Here is a 15,251-nt window from a genome sequence, read left to right as displayed (position 1 = left end):
CGCGGAGCTGCCCGACCCGTCCCCGCCCCACGACGGCCCGCCGCCGCCCAACCGCTGGGCCGACCGCGACCCGGCCGCCGCCGCCCGGCTGGTCGCGGTGCGCGCGACGCTGACCACGATCGCCGAGGCCAACCGGCTGCCGATCGAGAACCTGCTCCAGCCCGACCTGGTGCGCCGCACCTGCTGGCGCCCACCGGACCAGCTGAGCGCGGACTCCGTCGCCGACGCGCTGCGCTCGGGTGGGGCCCGCGAGTGGCAGATCTCGCTCACCGCCGACGCGCTGTCCACCGCGCTCAACGGCACCGGCTGAGCGCTCACATGTCCGGTCGGGTCATGATCGGCACGTCGGGCTGGGTCTACCCGCCGTGGCGCGGCGAGTTCTACCCGCCGGGGCTGGCCCAGCGGCGCGAACTGGAGCACCTGTCCGGCCGACTCAACTCGGTGGAGCTCAACGGCAGCTTCTACTCGCTCCAGCGCCCGGCGAGCTACCAGTCCTGGCACGCGCAGACCCCGGACGGTTTCGTGTTCGCGGTCAAGGGCAGCCGCTTCATCACCCACCTCAAGCGGCTGCGCGACACCGAGGTCCCCCTGGCCAACTTCCTCGCCTCGGGCGTGCTTGCCCTTGGCGACAAGCTGGGCCCGATCCTCTGGCAACTCCCGCCGAACCTGCCGTATGACCCCGACGCCATCGCCGACTTCTGCGCCGCGCTCCCCCGCACCACCACCGAAGCCGCCGAACTGGCCACCCACCACGACGAACGCGTCGACGGCCGAGCCCTGACCACCGCGCCGGTACACGCCCCGCTGCGGCACGCGCTGGAAGTCCGCCACCCCAGCTTCACCGACCCGACGCTGCCCGACCTGCTGCGCGCCCACGACGTGGCCCTGGTCATCGCCGACGCCGCCGCCGACTGGCCAGCCCTCGACCACGTGACGAGCGACTTCGTCTACGCCCGGCTACACGGCAGCACCGAGCTGTACACCAGCGGCTACCCCGACCAGGACCTCGACGACTGGGCCACCCGCATCCGCACCTGGACCGCCGACGGCCTGGACGTCCACGTCTACTTCGACAACGACGCCAAGGTCCGCGCACCGGTCGACGCCGCGGCCCTCACCCAACGCCTCGACCTCCCGTGGCCGCCCTGACCCGTCGACGATCGGGTTGTCATGGGAGCGTGCCGAAGTCAGGCGGTGATGAGGTCGCGCGCCTTCATCACGACCGGCGAGGGCCCGCCGTCGTAGTCGTAGTTGCTCAGGATCACCGTCACCCACTCGCTGTCGGGATACAGCTGGAAGTCGGTCGACGTGCCGGGGGCGCCGCCACCGTGGCCCGTCACCCACTGGTTGTTGACCAGCAGCGTCATGGGGCCGTAGCACTGAAAACCGACGTGCGGAACCCCGGACGTCTGGCCAGGCGGCGCAAGTGGCACCTTGCCGCTCAACGTGATGCCGGTGAAGGCGCGGTTGAGCAGTTTCGAACCCCGCAGCGCATGGGCGAACCGCGCCATGTCGGCGCACGTCGTGAAGGCGTCGCCGGCGGGAGTGCCGACATACAGCCGTTGGTCGATGGTGTCGACACGTTCGCCGGATGGCTGTTTCGCGTAGGGGTGAGCGATGCGGGGGTCGGTGTGCCACTGTGGCCTGGTGTGGAAGTCCGTGGCGGTCATGCCGGCCGGACGAAGCACGTGCTCACGAACGTAGTCGTAGTAGGACTTTCCGGACACCTGCGCCACGATCACGCCGAGCACGTGATAGGCGGCGTTGCTGTACCGGGACCCGGCTCCTGGCACGAACTCCAGCGAGCTGCGCCGGATGTAGTCCGTCGTGCCGTTCATCACCTGGTCGACGTCGGTCCAGGTAAGCGCTTCCTCCATGTACCCGGGCATCGTGAAGGTGTCGCCGAGGCCGGATGTGTGGGTGAGGAGGTGGTGGACTGTCACGGTGTCGGCGATCTCGGCGGGGAAACCACTCACATACGTGCCCAGCGTGCTGGTGTACGCGATCTTGCCGGCCTGCACGAGTTGGGCGATGGCAACCGCCGTGAAGAGCTTGGTCACCGAGGCCATGGCGAACAGGGTGTCCGGGCCGTTGGGAGCGGCGTCGTTGGCCCGACCGTAGGACCTGGCCAGCACCGGGCGTCCGCGATGGACCAGCAGCAGACTGCCGGAGAACGCGTCCATGGCCGCCTGTTCCCTGACGAACTGGTCGAACGCGCGCACGTCAACGCGTGTCGGGGTGGCGTCGGCGGCGAAGGCACCGGGGGCTGCGCCGGCCACAGCACCGGTGGCGAGCACCGCGCCGGAGGTGCCGAGCAGGCCCAGCACGGATCGTCGTGTCGTGGTCATGGCCGAAGGTCTACCGATCATGGCCGATCGCGGACCGATGGCCGCCCCATACGTGATCCATATGTCGCGCGCAGGACACTGGCCGGGTGCGGGTGCTGCTGGTCGAGGACGAGCAACCGTTGGCCAAGTACGTCGCGGCCGGCCTGCGAAAGCACGGATTCGCCGTCGACGTCGCGTTCGACGGGCGCACCGCGCTGGACAAGTGCGCGGTCACGCCCTACGACGTCGTCGTCCTGGACCGCGATCTGCCCGTGGTGCACGGGGACACGGTGTGCCGCGAACTCACCCAGCACGGCGCGGCGCGGATCCTGATGCTCACCGCGTCCGGCACGGTCGAGGACCGGGTCGAGGGACTCACCCTGGGCGCTGACGACTACCTCGGCAAGCCGTTCGCGTTCTCCGAGCTTGTCGCCAGGGTGCGGGCGCTGTCCCGCCGCAGCGCACCCGCGACGCCGCCGGTCCTACGCGCCGGTGACGTGGTGCTCGACCCCGCGCGGCGCACCACGGAGCGCGCGGGCCGGCTCCTTCACCTGACGCCCAAGGAGTTCGGCGTGCTCGAGCGGCTGCTCGCCGCCGACGGCGCGGTGGTGAGCGCGGAAACGTTGCTGGACAAGGTGTGGGACGAGCACGCCGACCCGTTCACCAACGCGGTCCGGATCACCGTCGGCACGTTGCGGCGCAAGCTCGGCGCCCCGCCGCTCATCGAGACCGTGCCGAGTGCCGGCTACCGGACCGTCACATGACCGCCCGCGGCCGGCTCACGATCCTGTACGCCGCGCTGGTTCTCGCCGCCGGCATCCTCCTGACCGCGCTCACCTACCTGCTGATGCGCCGGACCGGCGGCCATCAGATATCGGTCATCACGCTCAACCCGCCGCCGGGGCTGGAGGAGACACCGCCATTGCCGCCATCGATCAAGGCGGTCACCCTCACCGACTTCATCACCCAGGCCGGGATCGCGCTCGTGGTGGTGACAGTGCTCGCCGCGGTCCTGGGGTGGCTGGTGGCCGGGCGGGTACTGCGGCCCATCCGCACGATCTCCGCCACCGCACAACGCCTCTCGGTGGAGAACCTGTCCGAGCGGGTGCCGGTCACCACGCCCGCCGATGAGCTCGCCACCCTGGCCAGCACCATCAACGGAATGCTGGACCGCATCCAGGAGGGCGTCACTGAACGCGACCGGGTGCTCGCGAGCCAGCGCATGTTCACCGCCAACGCCGCCCACGAGCTGCGCACCCCGCTGACCACCATGCGCACCGCCATCGACGTCACCCTCGACAGTCAACCTGGTACCGCGGAACTGCTGGCCATGACCGGCGACGTCCGGACCGCCGTCCAGCAGAGCCAACGCACCCTCGACGGGCTCCTGACACTGGCCCGCAGCCAGGCGGGCGCCGACCGCCGGCACCGCGTCGACCTCGCCGAGATCGTGGCGAACAGCCTCGACGGCGTGGACCTCACCGTGCGAGCCGACCTGCGACCCGCGCCGGTCAGCGGTGAACCGGTTCTGCTGGAACGTATGTGCGGCAACCTGGTCGACAACGCCGTGCGCCACAACCGTGCCGGCGGCCAGGTCGAGGTCGCTACCGGCGGCACGGACGGGCGGGTGTTCCTGCGCATCGGGAACAGCGGCGCGCCGATCGAGCCGGAGACCCTCGACCAGCTGCGGGAACCGTTCGTCCGCGGCGACGGCGCCCGGATCCACACTGACCGCGGCATCGGCCTTGGCCTGTCCATTGTGGACGCGATTGTCACCGCGCACCGAGGTGAGATCACCATCGCCGCTCGCCCGGCCGGCGGGCTGGACGTCGCCATCCACTTTCCGGCACCTTGAATGAGCTGAGCTACTCCAGAAACCTCAGCGGCGCGATGAAGGCGTCCTTCATCGCACTGAAAGTCGTCGCCGAGTCCGCTTCACGATCATGGGGGCGGGCGCCTCCTACTCACATGAACCCAGCCATCGCGATCATCATCGTTCTCGTCTGCGCCGAGTTGGCGGCGTTGGCGTTACGGCTGCGTTCGCGGAACCGGCGTGACCGGCAACGGCACGAACTCATGGCCAGGTTGGCATCCCGACGTCCGCACGACATGGTGGTAGAACTGGACGATCCCGGTGGGGACGGCACACGGTTGCGGTTGCGGATCGCCACCGATCAGCCCGGTCTGGAGCATCATGGTTGATCCCGAACCCGTCCGTCGTCGGCCCGTCCACGACGCGCCGGCCGGCCCGGCGCCTGCTCCGGTCTGGGCAGCGGAGTACGAGCGCTTCTACCGTGAGACGGTCAAGCGACTGGTCGGCTTCCTCGTACTACAAGGTGCGCAGGTGACCGACGCGGCCGATGTCGCCCAGGAAACGCTCTGCAAGGCCTTCCAAAGGTGGCCCAACCTCGACAACCCCAGAGCCTGGTCGTTCACGGTCGCCTCCCGCTCCCTGATCCGCAGGCTGGTCGACAACGAAGACCTCATTGATCCCACGGACCTGGCGGAGCCGACCCCGTCCACGCCGACGCCGCTGCTGCGCGCCAACCCGACCGACGCCTGGCACGTCCGCCATGACCTGATCACCGCGCTGTCCGAGCTTCCCTTTCGACAACGTCAGGTGATGGCCTGGCGCTTGTCCGGCTACACGCCCGAGGAGATCGCCACCGAACTCCAACTGACCAGCGACGCCGTCCGGAGCAGTCTCTACCTCGCGCGCCGCGCACTCGCCGCACGACTGCGAGGAGGTGCGGAGGCGACATGAACGACGACCCGACGCCCGACCCGCACACCGGCCTCGACCAGTGGCTGGACCACGGCATGAACGCGCTCAATGAGGCGCTGAACGACATGCTGGACACCGACGCCGGCCTCCGCGACGCTCAGTTGCCCGCGCGCCACCAGTCAGTGGAAACCACCCTGGACGCGATCCTGGACGTCGACGCCGGGCTGCACGCCATCCTGCCCCGCGTTCACCCTCATCCCACAGAAACCGCCGGCGACGACCGCCCGCTACGGGCCTACGCACGACGACTGGCAAACCTCCCGCTGCGGGAACGTCTCGAACTACGCCGCCAAATTCATCTCGACCACCTCCGCACCGTCCAACACATCGCCAACGCACGCCTCACCGCAGGCGCCCTCATTCGCGTGCTCGTCGATTTCAGCCCTGCCGGCACACCAAACGGCGCCCGCGACCTCGACCACGCCCGCTACCAGGCCCAAGCCCTCGCCCGCAGCCTCGACGCCGTCACCCGCGACCACGCCCGCCTCCCCAACCGCGTCCGCAACCACGCTCGCTTCCGCGACCGCGCCCTCGCCCTCGCCCTCGCTCTCGCCCACGCCCAAGACCGGGCCGAAGGCCTCGTCCTCGCCCTCAACCGCGCCGAATACCTCAACCACGAACTCGCCCTCAATCACGCCGAGGACCTCGACCACGAACTCAACCGCGCTGTCGCCCTTGCCCTCAACCGCGCCCTCAACCGCGCCCTCGACCGCGATCTCGACCGCGCCCTCTTCCTCGCCCGCGCCGAAGTCCTCGTCGAGGACATCGCGGCGGTGAACGCCGCAGTCACGGACTTCACCGCCGCAGACCTCACCGATGTCGACCTGCGAGGCATCAGCCTGCACGGCATCCAATGGTCCACCGAGACCACCCACTGGCCGCACAAGTGGCGGGACGCGATCCGGGAGGCCTCAGTACAGATCGATCCGAGGGGACGCCCCGACGTCTACGAGATCCGCGACGAGCCCCGGGTGCCGATCACGTTCGACGCCGAACACCGCTGACATCGCCGCAGACAGGAGTCCGAAACGCTTCAACCCCAACGAAGCGAACGGATCAGCCGGATCCCCGGCCGGACGTCACCCGGACGCCCGGCGCGGCGGCGACCAGACCCGCCACCGCCGCTTTGCTCACCGGCAGCACCGCCGAGGGCCACTTGCTGTCCCGCAACGCCCGCAGATCCCCTCGAACCTGCACGCAATCGCCATCTGAACCCGAGAAACTTGAACTACGCCACGTCATCGACTGCCTCCAGGAGTTTCCGCATTCCAGCAAAGCTTTCCGCGCGGGAAAGGGCAACCCTGTCAAGCAGCTCGAGCTTCTTCGTGTAGCGCTCCGCCTGCTCCTCAACGAGATAGACCCCTCCTCCCAGCACTTCGACGTTGACCACCGGAGTCGCGCTCGGGAATGTCATGTGCAGCCAACTGTGCGACAGCAAGCCGACCGGCAGGTGCTGACGCACGACCCGCACACTGACTCCCCGTTCCCGAGCCGCCACAAGGTGACTGAGCTGCTGACGATGAGCCGCTGGTCCACCGAACGGGACACGCAGGGCGGTCTCGCAGATATAGGCCGTGTAGTCGACCGTGCCGAGGATCTTCTGCCGGCACCGGCGCGCCTCCCAACGCAACCGCGAGTCCTCCTCCGGGATGCCGTCGGAACGCATGAGCGCCATCGCGTAGGCCTCGACCTGTAGAAGACCCGGGACGAGCGCAACTGACCAGTTGGTGAGGCTGTCGGCCTCCTTGGCATAACCGGCCAGCACGCCAACCTCCTCCGGCACACCCGGCAGCGGGCTATCCCACCAGCCAGAACAGTTCACGGACTTCGCGTCCTCGATGATCTCCAGGCGTTCGCTCGCCGACAGCCCGTAGGCGGTGACGATCGTCGCCACTTCCTCGGACAAGATGGGCCGCCGCCCGTTCTCGATCCGCGACATGGTGGCCAGCGACCACCCGAGCAACTCCGCCGCCTTCTCCAGGGAGTACGGGGTCCGGCCGGTACGGACCGCCCGCAGCCTCGCCCCGATCCTCCGGTCCCAGGGCTGCGGCCCACGACGTTCACCAACCACGGCTTCCTCCAACACAACTGGCACGAATGGAATGCGGCGGGGACCACACCGGCCATCATCCCGGTAGGCCCGCAGACCCACTCGCAGACCTTCTGAGCTGCGCTTTCGGTAATTTCTCGACATGTCATCGGGCGTTCAACGGCCGAACAGTGGCAGGCGGCGACCGCTCAACCGATTAGCATTCCCGCATGCCTTCACGACGCCCGCGGGTGGCCGGTCGCACACGGCATCCGGTCAAGATCGGAAAACAGTCCCCTTGGCGACGAATTTCCGTGTTCCTGCGTAAACCTTTGACGATCATTGGGACGCTAGCGCTCGCAGCGGCAACAGCGATAGTTGTCAACGTCGCGCCGCAATGGTTCAGCCAGGTCGCGAACACCGATGAGCAGATCGATGAGCTGCGCCGCGACGCGGAGATACGAACATCGGTCTCCAAGATCTGGCTCGGTGACGAGGGCCGAACCATGGCAACACCGCCAGACAGGTCTCCACGCGGTGATCTGTTACGCGCGTTGGGACAGCCGGGCGCCGCCGCCGACGAGCAGGTACTCAACGATATCGAGCAGCTCGGCGGAATCCGTGCGGAGAACCTCACCCTACGCATGGTTCTCGAAGGTCGACGTAACCAGGCGATTCGCATCACCAATATCGCACCACGGATCATCAAGCGCGCCGACCCGTTGGCCGGAACGCTTTTCTACATGCCCAGCCAGGGTGGCGACGAAAGCCTGCGCATGCTTGCCGACCTGGATGAGAGCCATCCCACGGCACGAGAGGCAACGCTGGACGACACCACCCTTGAATGGATAGCCGGAAGTCCGTACTTCGATGCGAACACGATCTCACTACAGTACGCCGAACAACACGTTGTTGTCCTTCGAAACAGGTCAAAGAACAATCATGTTCAGTTCGTGGTCGAAGTGACCTATCTGATCGGCGGCACGGAGAAAACGCTGACCATCGATGACGATGGAAAACCGTTCGAAGTTACCGCGATGCCCGCGGAACCAAACCCAGGACAGTACTTGTACGAGCAAATGTACATCCTGCAGGGTGATTTTTCCCTGTGCAGAGCAGTTGATGACGACCTGTTCTCGGAGGCAAACAACAGCCCCTGCTGACTTCGCTGCCCCCTCAGCGGGCGAGCGGCAGGTGCACGGTCACCGTCAGGCCGCCGCCGGGGACCGCCTCGGCGCTCACCATTCCCCGGTGTGCCAGTACGACCGCGCGCACGATCGACAGGCCGAGCCCGGTGCCGGAATGCGCGGTTCGGTCCACCCCGCCCCGCCGGAACGACTCGAACAGCTCGTCCACCCGCTCCGGATCGACCGCCGTCCCCGACGACGCGACCCGCAGGAACGCCCACTCCGGCCCGACTCCGGTCCACACCTCGATCCAGCCGCCGTCGACGTTGTGCCGCACCGCGTTCTCCAGCAGGTTCCCCGCCACCCGCTCCAGCAGCGCCGGGTCCCCGATCACCGGCGCCGGCAGGTCGTTGACCGTGGTCGACAGCCCTCGCCTGGCCGCGTCGGCATCGAGCGGCACCCACGCCGAGGCGACCACGTTCGCCAGGTCGACCGGCGCGATCACCGCCAGGCCCATGCCGTCGGTCCTGGCCAGCACCAGCAGCCCGTCCACCAGCTGTCCGGCCCGCAGCGTCGCGTCACGCACCACGCCGGCCATCCGGCGCAGTTCCTCGTCGTCGGCGTTCGGGTCGGACAGGGTCACGTCGAGTTCGGTACGAATAACCGAAAGGGGGGTTCGTAACTCGTGTGAGGCATTCGCGACGAACTGGCGTTGGGCGGCGAACGTGGCCTGCAGGCGGTCGAGCATCGCGTCGAAGGTGTCCGCCAGCTCGGCCACCTCGTCGCGCGGGCCGCGCAGCGCGATGCGCTCGCCGAGCGACTCGGCCGACAGCCTGCGGGCGGTGCCGGTGACATCGCGCAGCGGCTTGAGCATCCGGCCGGTGAACGTCCACGCCAGCAACGCGGTCGCCACGAGCACGCACACGAACGCCACCGCACCGGCCACCAGCACCCGGAACCTCGCGTAGTCGCGCAGCGCCTCGGCCAGCTTCTCCGCCTTCACCGGCACGCCGTCGACCATCACGGTCGTGCCCGGCGGCAACGACGGCACGGTGACCGCGCCACCGGCCAGCATCCACGCCAACCACAACAACAGCACGGCGACCACGGCGACCAGCGCGGTCGCGAGCAGCGTGATCCTGGTGCGCAGGCCAGGACCGCGCCTGGCCACCGTCACCCGGCGGCCGCGGCGGGCACCCGGTAGCCGGATCCCACGACCGTGTCGATGACCCCCGGCTCACCGAGCTTCTTGCGCAGCGTCATCACCGTCACCCGAACGGTGGTGGTGAACGGGTCGGCGTGCTCGTCCCAGACCCGCTCCAACAGCTCCTCGCTGCTCACCACGGACCCGGACGCCGCGAGCAGCACCTCCAGCACGCCGAACTCCTTGCGGGTCAGCTCGACCGGCGCGCCGGACCTGGTCACCGTGCGGCGCGCGGGGTCGAGCTCCAGGTCACCCGCGCGCAGCACCGGCGGCGTGACCGGGGTGGACCGCCTGGCCAGCGCCCGGACCCTGGCCACCAGCTCGTCGAACGCGAACGGTTTGGCCAGGTAGTCGTCGGCGCCGAGGGACAGGCCCTCGACCCGGTCGGCCACCGAGCCGGATGCGGTCAGCATGATCACCCTGGTCAGCTGACCGGACTCGACGATCTCGCGGCACAGCTCGTCGCCGGACATGCCGGGCAGGTCACGGTCGAGCACCACCACGTCGTACCGGGTGACGGTGGCCTTCTCGTGGCCCTCGTCACCGTCCAACGCGACGTCCACGGCCATGCCCTCACGACGCAGGCCCCGCGCGACCGCCTCAGCCAGGGGCTCTTCGTCCTCAACGATCAGAATCCGCACCGCACCAAGATGCCACGGCCCACGTTCAGCCGCCGTCAGCCGCCTGCGTGGCCGGCGCATTCCGAGCCGCGGTGAGGTCACCCAACAGGTCGACCGTCCATTCGGTGACGTTGCGCGCCACCTGTTGGGCGGTCAGGCCCAGCCGGACGAGCACCTCGGCGCGCGTCCCCTGACCGTGGAAGTCCTGCGGGATACCCAGGTCACGCAGCGGCACCTCCACGTCGGCGTCGCGCAGGGCCGCGGCCAGCGACCAGCCGAAGCCGCCGTGCCGGCCGCCGTCCTCGACGGTGACCACCAGGCGGTGCTCGGCGGCCAGCGCGATCAGCTCGTCGGGGACCGGGGTGACCCAGCGCGGGTCGACCACGGTGACCCCGATGCCCTGGTCGGCCAGCCGATCGGCGGCGGCCAGGCCCAGCTCGGCGAACGCGCCGACGGTGACCAGCAGCACGTGCTGGCTCTCCTCGTCGGCGGGCCGGCGCAGCACGTCGACCACGCCCCGGCGCTCCAGCGCGGCGATGTCGGCCCCGACGGCGGCCTTCGGGAAGCGCAGCACGGTCGGCCCGTCGTCGACCGCGACGGCCTCGCTCAGCTCCTCGGACAGCGTGCCGGCGTCGCGTGGCGCGGCGATCCGGATGCCCGGCACGGCGCCCAGGATCGACAGGTCCCACATGCCGTGGTGGCTCGCGCCGTCCGGTCCGGTGATGCCGGCGCGGTCGAGCACGACGGTGACCGGCAGGCGGTGCAGCGCGACGTCCATCAGCAGCTGGTCGAACGCGCGGTTGAGGAACGTGGAGTAGATCGCGACCACGGGGTGCAGCCCGGCCATCGCCATGCCGGCCGCGGAGGTGATCGCGTGCTGCTCGGCTATGCCGACGTCGAACCAGCGGTCCGGGTAGGCGGCGGCGAAGGGCTCAAGGCCGGCCGAGCGCAGCATCGCCGCGGTGATCGCCACGATGTCGGTGCGGTCCTCGCCGATGCGCACCATCTCCTTGCCGAACACCGAGGTCCAGCTGGCGCTCTTGGCGGTGGTCAGCTTGCCGGTGACCGGGTCGATCGGGTCGGTCTGGTGCATCTGGTCGACTTCGTCGTTCTCGGCCAGCGGGAAGCCGCGGCCCTTTCGGGTGACCGCGTGCAGGATGACCGGGCCGCCGAACTCCTTGGCCCGGCGCAGCGCGGCGTCCAGGGCGGCGAAGTCGTGCCCGTCGACCGGGCCGAGGTACTTCAGGCCGAGGTCCTCGAACATCATCTGCGGGCTGAGCGCGTCCTTGATGCCGCGCTTGGCGGCGTGCAGGGCGGCGTAGATCGGCTTGCCGACGACCGGGGTGCCCTGCAGGACCCGCTTGCCGCCCTCCAGGGCGCGCTCGTAGCCGGGGGTGAGGCGCAGCGAGGTGAGGTGCTCGGCCAGGCCGCCGATGGTCGGCGAGTAGGAGCGGCCGTTGTCGTTGACCACGATGACCATCGGCCGGTGCTTGCCGGCGGCGATGTTGTTGAGCGCCTCCCAGCACATGCCGCCGGTGAGCGCGCCGTCGCCGACGACCGCGATCACGTGCCGGCGCTCGCCGCGCAGGTCGTAGGCCTTGGCCAGGCCGTCGGCGTAGGACAGCGCGGTGGAGGCGTGGCTGTTCTCGACGAGGTCGTGCTCGCTCTCGGCCTGGCTCGGGTAGCCCGAAAGTCCACCCGCTTGGCGGAGGTTGTCGAACTCCTGCTGACGCCCAGTGACCACTTTGTGCACATAGGCCTGATGGCCGACGTCAAAGATCACCGAATCGTGTGGCGAGTCGAACACACGGTGGATCGCCATGGTCAACTCGACGACTCCGAGGTTCGGTCCGAGGTGACCGCCTGTAGCGGTGACCTTGTCGACCAGGAACTGGCGGATCTCGCTCGCGAGCTTCTTCAGATCCTCGGCGGACATCCGCTTGAGATCGGCGGGTCCGTGCAGGGACTGGAGCAGACTCCGCTGGTCGGTCACCGCTGGTCACCTCGAATTCTGGTTACGTTCGGCTGTCTGGCGGTTCCGGCCAGTCTACGAGCGTCGATTACGGCCGGTGCCGCCCCTAGACTCGCGCCCGTGCCCGTTGCCTTCGACACATCCGGTATGGAGCAGTACGACGAGCGGACGTGGTTCGATCCGCGCACCGGTGACCAGGTGAGTCTGACGTATATCGGGATGGTGCCCGACCTGCCGGCCGCGCTGGACGAGGTGCCGCTGCTGCGTCACCGGCTGGCGGTGGAGACCGCCGAGGTCGGTGCGCTCATCGAGGCGCACGTGGTGTCGGTCGACTCGGTGCCGACCCTGTTCCAGTTGCTCAAGGTGCCGATTCCCGACCAGGAGACCGGCCAGGCGTTCATCGCCGCGTTCACCGTGCCGAAGGCGACCTGCAGTGTGGTGCTGCGGATCCAGTGCGCCGAGGACGGCGGCCGGGCCGGGTCGCGGGAGGCAGCGGTGTTCGGGCAGGTCGGGACGGATGTCCGGCCGCATCCGTACGCGCCGGAGGTGAGCGGGCGGCTGCCGTGGCTGGTGGCCGACGACGCGCAGTGGGACGGGCAGTTCCCCGATCATCCGTTGAGCCGGGCGCGGGCGTGGGCCCACCGGATGATCGCGACGGCGCGGGTGGACCCGGAGTTCGCGCGGCTGCCACCGTTCCGGCCGGCGAAGCCGGGGGCGTCCGAGACGTTCCCGAGGCTGGTGCCGGTGCCGGGTGGGGGGTCGTCGTGGACGGCGCCGCCGGCCGAGCAGGCGCCCCGGCCGAGCCCTCGGCCGCGGCCGGCGGGGGAGCCGAGGTTGCGGGCGGTGCCGCCGTTGGACCCGCAGGTGGAGGAGCCGTTGGACGGGACGGCTGGTCCGCCACCGCCGATCTGGCGGGTGCCCTCGGCCGAGCCGGTGGAGGCGCCTGGCCGGCATCAGGCTTCGGCGGCGGACGGTCCCCCGGTGACGCGGGCCGAGCCGGTCGTCGGCGACCTGGGGGTGATCGGTGCGAGTCCGGAGCCCGCTGACGAGCAGCCCGCGGAGGCGACGGCGCCCGATCCGGCGCTCCCCCCGGACCTGCCGGCCGACCGCACAAGCCCCCCACCAACAGCCACCCCCACTGGCCCGTCACCCGCCCCCACCGCAGCGAAGGGCCCCTTGCCCGCGCCGAACGCAGCGAAGGGCTCCTTCGCTGCACCGGACGCAGTGAAGGGACCCTTCGCTGCGTTCGACGACTCCGAACCGGGGCGCCCGGAGTCGACCGGCGCGGTGCCGGAGCCCCAGTTCGTTACGCAGGCCGAGGTGCGGCCGGTGCCCCCGGAGATCGCGCAGGCCGAGCCCTATCTCCACCCCGCGGACCTGGCGCCCGCCTTCGCCCCGCCGACCGACCCCGGACCGATCCCGACGTACACCTGGTCGCCCACCGCGAGCCGTGAACCCGAATTCGGCGCACCGGCGCGCCCAGAGCCGCCGCTCACGGACCCGACCGACGTCCACACGACGAGCCCCGAGCCGGTTCCCGCCGCGCCAGTCGTCCCCGAACGACCCGCGCTCGCGGAAACCGACCCCGGCCCATTCGGCACCGGGCAAAGCACCGCGGACTCCGGGCCCGCGCTAGGGGAACGACCACTCCCCACATTCGCCGAGCCAGGTCCCACACCCACCGACCCACCCGACGCCCAACCGCTCCCCACCCACACCGGCCCGACCACCGCGAACCCCGAGCCGGTTCCCGCCACGCCAGCCACCCCCGAACGCCCCCCGCACACGTTCGCGGAAACCAACCCCGACCCATTCCGCACCGGGCCAAGCACCGCGGACACCGCGCCCGCGCAACCACTCGACCCCCAGCCATTCACCACACCCGCCGGGCCAGGCACTCCACCCGTCGAGCCCCCGCTCGCGGAACCGACCGCCCAACCACTCCCCACCTTCGCCGAGCCACCCTCGTTCGCGGAACCGTCCGACGCGGGACTCCCCTCCCACGCCGAACCGACCGACGCCCAACCGATCCCCGCCCACGCCGGACCGGCGGCGAACCCCGAACCACCGCTCACCCCGACACCAACCGAACCCCCCGTCGACGCGCGCCCGTTCACCACCCACAGCGCCGCCGATCTCGAACCCACGTTCGCCGCACCGACCGACGCCGGGCCCCCCACCGCGGATCGCGACCCGGCCGCCGAGCACGCCACGGCGACCCCCGAACCCACGTTCGCCGAACCGATCGACCCTCGGCCAACTCCCGCACCCGAACCGGCGACCGACCCGGCCAGCGCCTACCTCCAACCCGCGTTCGCCGAAACAGCCGCCGTCAACCGCCAGGAACCCCACCTCAACGGCGCCGAACTGGCGCCAGCGGCCCCACCCCTGCCACCCGGCATCGCGACCTTCCCCCTCCGCGGCCTCACCGACCAACCTCCCGCCACCGCGGCGCCAATCGCCGGGACACCGCCGGCCTCCCCCGGCGATGCCCTGCACACCGTGCTCGTCGGCCTGCCGGTCGGCGACTACCTGGCGCTCTGGCTGGGCAGCGAGATCACCTACTGGCGGCTGACCGAGCCGGACCTGGCCCGCGAGCGCCTCGGTGTCGGGCTCGGGTCCCGCTCCGAGATCGACAACCTGCGTTTCCGCGAGACGGCGATGCTCAGCCAGGACAGGCACACGCTCTTCCTGGCCGATCGCTTCCGCGACCGCGACGGCCAACTCGGCGGCACCACCACCAAACTCGTGCCGGCCACCGAGGAGGAGGCGTTCGCCGCCGTGCAGGACACCGACACCTCGGAGCTGTACCGGTGGCTCGGCGAGATCGTGCTGGCCGCCGCGGAACGCGACGAGTTCGTCGCGATCGAGACCGGCGGCTGGCACGTGCCCCGGCAGCCGATGGTGCAGTGCATGCTGCGCACCAACGACGGCGAGGAGTGGCACTCCGTTGTGGAAGCTTCACCCGTTCCAGTTGGCGCCCCCGTATGGCGTGACCAACAACCGGTCGATGGCGACACACAGTCACTGGTTTCGCCGGCGACCGAACAGACGTTGCGGGCCGCTGGGCTGCTGACCAGGTTCGCTGTGGCGACGTGGCCGTCGCATCCGCTGCGGCTGTGTCTGTCGTTCGGCCCGAACCCCACGCTCGGTGAGATTTCGACCCGGTAAAGTCAGCTCGCACAGG

The 15,251-nt window shown here is 69.9% G+C and carries 14 protein-coding genes and 1 pseudogene; 9 read left to right on the top strand and 6 right to left on the bottom strand.

All coding sequences use genetic code 11. The features are described from left to right. Positions 1-310 (top strand): annotated as a pseudogene (locus ACYVIP_RS38845) (ribonuclease D); the annotation flags it as partial. A 23-nt stretch (positions 311-333) separates the two neighbouring features. After that, positions 334-1,149: a DUF72 domain-containing protein gene (locus tag ACYVIP_RS38840; protein ID WP_460405803.1), complete on the top strand. Its 816-nt coding sequence runs from the start codon at positions 334-336 to the stop codon at positions 1,147-1,149. Between the two features lie 38 nt (positions 1,150-1,187). Here the strand turns inward: ACYVIP_RS38840 and ACYVIP_RS38835 are convergent, their stop codons facing one another. After that, positions 1,188-2,348, bottom strand: coding sequence for a serine hydrolase domain-containing protein (locus ACYVIP_RS38835; RefSeq protein ID WP_460405801.1), 1,161 nt, complete (start codon positions 2,346-2,348; stop codon positions 1,188-1,190). An 86-nt stretch (positions 2,349-2,434) separates the two neighbouring features. Between ACYVIP_RS38835 and ACYVIP_RS38830 the strand changes: the two genes are divergently transcribed. The 5 genes from ACYVIP_RS38830 to ACYVIP_RS38810 are packed head-to-tail and all read left to right on the top strand — an operon-like array spanning position 2,435 to position 6,116. Further along, on the top strand, positions 2,435-3,091 hold the full coding sequence (locus ACYVIP_RS38830) for a response regulator transcription factor (protein ID WP_460405799.1): 657 nt from the start codon (positions 2,435-2,437) through the stop codon (positions 3,089-3,091). Beyond that, a complete protein-coding gene (locus tag ACYVIP_RS38825) occupies positions 3,088-4,182 on the top strand; it encodes a sensor histidine kinase (RefSeq protein WP_460405797.1) in 1,095 nt (364 codons plus the stop codon). The genes ACYVIP_RS38830 and ACYVIP_RS38825 overlap by 4 nt, the downstream gene beginning before the upstream one ends. Continuing rightward, a complete protein-coding gene (locus tag ACYVIP_RS38820) occupies positions 4,179-4,529 on the top strand; it encodes a hypothetical protein (RefSeq protein ID WP_460405795.1) in 351 nt (116 codons plus the stop codon). The genes ACYVIP_RS38825 and ACYVIP_RS38820 overlap by 4 nt, the downstream gene beginning before the upstream one ends. Continuing rightward, positions 4,522-5,091, top strand: coding sequence for an RNA polymerase sigma factor (locus ACYVIP_RS38815; protein ID WP_460405793.1), 570 nt, complete (start codon positions 4,522-4,524; stop codon positions 5,089-5,091). Before ACYVIP_RS38820 ends, ACYVIP_RS38815 begins: the two co-directional genes overlap by 8 nt. Continuing rightward, the gene (locus tag ACYVIP_RS38810) at positions 5,088-6,116 is read left to right on the top strand and encodes a hypothetical protein (RefSeq protein WP_460405791.1); all 1,029 of its coding nucleotides are present in this window, start codon (positions 5,088-5,090) and stop codon (positions 6,114-6,116) included. The genes ACYVIP_RS38815 and ACYVIP_RS38810 overlap by 4 nt, the downstream gene beginning before the upstream one ends. A gap of 52 nt (positions 6,117-6,168) precedes the next feature. Here the strand turns inward: ACYVIP_RS38810 and ACYVIP_RS38805 are convergent, their stop codons facing one another. After that, the gene (locus ACYVIP_RS38805; RefSeq protein ID WP_460405789.1) at positions 6,169-6,309 is read right to left on the bottom strand and encodes a hypothetical protein; all 141 of its coding nucleotides are present in this window, start codon (positions 6,307-6,309) and stop codon (positions 6,169-6,171) included. Between the two features lie 31 nt (positions 6,310-6,340). Beyond that, positions 6,341-7,306, bottom strand: a complete 966-nt coding sequence (locus tag ACYVIP_RS38800) for a helix-turn-helix domain-containing protein (RefSeq protein ID WP_460405787.1) — start codon at positions 7,304-7,306, stop codon at positions 6,341-6,343. A 65-nt stretch (positions 7,307-7,371) separates the two neighbouring features. Here ACYVIP_RS38800 and ACYVIP_RS38795 point away from each other — a divergent pair, with 65 nt between their 5' ends. After that, positions 7,372-8,304, top strand: coding sequence for a hypothetical protein (locus ACYVIP_RS38795; RefSeq protein WP_460405785.1), 933 nt, complete (start codon positions 7,372-7,374; stop codon positions 8,302-8,304). A 13-nt stretch (positions 8,305-8,317) separates the two neighbouring features. On the opposite strand, the gene ACYVIP_RS38790 is transcribed toward ACYVIP_RS38795, so the two are convergent. Genes ACYVIP_RS38790 through dxs form a run of 3 tightly spaced genes read right to left on the bottom strand, consistent with a single transcriptional unit; the run spans position 8,318 to position 12,085 of the window. After that, positions 8,318-9,445, bottom strand: coding sequence for a sensor histidine kinase (locus ACYVIP_RS38790; protein WP_460405783.1), 1,128 nt, complete (start codon positions 9,443-9,445; stop codon positions 8,318-8,320). Next, on the bottom strand, positions 9,442-10,113 hold the full coding sequence (locus ACYVIP_RS38785) for a response regulator transcription factor (protein ID WP_460405781.1): 672 nt from the start codon (positions 10,111-10,113) through the stop codon (positions 9,442-9,444). Before ACYVIP_RS38785 ends, ACYVIP_RS38790 begins: the two co-directional genes overlap by 4 nt. A 25-nt stretch (positions 10,114-10,138) precedes the next feature. Beyond that, positions 10,139-12,085: a 1-deoxy-D-xylulose-5-phosphate synthase gene (gene dxs, locus ACYVIP_RS38780; RefSeq protein WP_460405779.1), complete on the bottom strand. Its 1,947-nt coding sequence runs from the start codon at positions 12,083-12,085 to the stop codon at positions 10,139-10,141. Between the two features lie 99 nt (positions 12,086-12,184). Between dxs and ACYVIP_RS38775 the strand changes: the two genes are divergently transcribed. Beyond that, the gene (locus ACYVIP_RS38775; RefSeq protein ID WP_460405777.1) at positions 12,185-15,235 is read left to right on the top strand and encodes a hypothetical protein; all 3,051 of its coding nucleotides are present in this window, start codon (positions 12,185-12,187) and stop codon (positions 15,233-15,235) included. The last annotated feature ends 16 nt before the right edge of the window (positions 15,236-15,251 follow it).

It is taken from the genome of Actinophytocola sediminis, from assembly GCF_054779715.1.
Note: the sequence above shows the minus strand (reverse complement) of the source record. Positions and strands in the feature narration are given on the sequence as shown.

Coding starts and splice junctions, on each gene's coding strand:
- ACYVIP_RS38815 (WP_460405793.1), top strand. CDS start 4,522: ATGGTTGATCCCGAACCCGTCCGTCGTCGGCCCGTCCACGACGCGCCG.
- ACYVIP_RS38795 (WP_460405785.1), top strand. CDS start 7,372: ATGCCTTCACGACGCCCGCGGGTGGCCGGTCGCACACGGCATCCGGTC.
- ACYVIP_RS38825 (WP_460405797.1), top strand. CDS start 3,088: ATGACCGCCCGCGGCCGGCTCACGATCCTGTACGCCGCGCTGGTTCTC.
- ACYVIP_RS38835 (WP_460405801.1), bottom strand. CDS start 2,348: ATGACCACGACACGACGATCCGTGCTGGGCCTGCTCGGCACCTCCGGC.
- ACYVIP_RS38810 (WP_460405791.1), top strand. CDS start 5,088: ATGAACGACGACCCGACGCCCGACCCGCACACCGGCCTCGACCAGTGG.
- ACYVIP_RS38800 (WP_460405787.1), bottom strand. CDS start 7,306: ATGTCGAGAAATTACCGAAAGCGCAGCTCAGAAGGTCTGCGAGTGGGT.
- ACYVIP_RS38840 (WP_460405803.1), top strand. CDS start 334: ATGATCGGCACGTCGGGCTGGGTCTACCCGCCGTGGCGCGGCGAGTTC.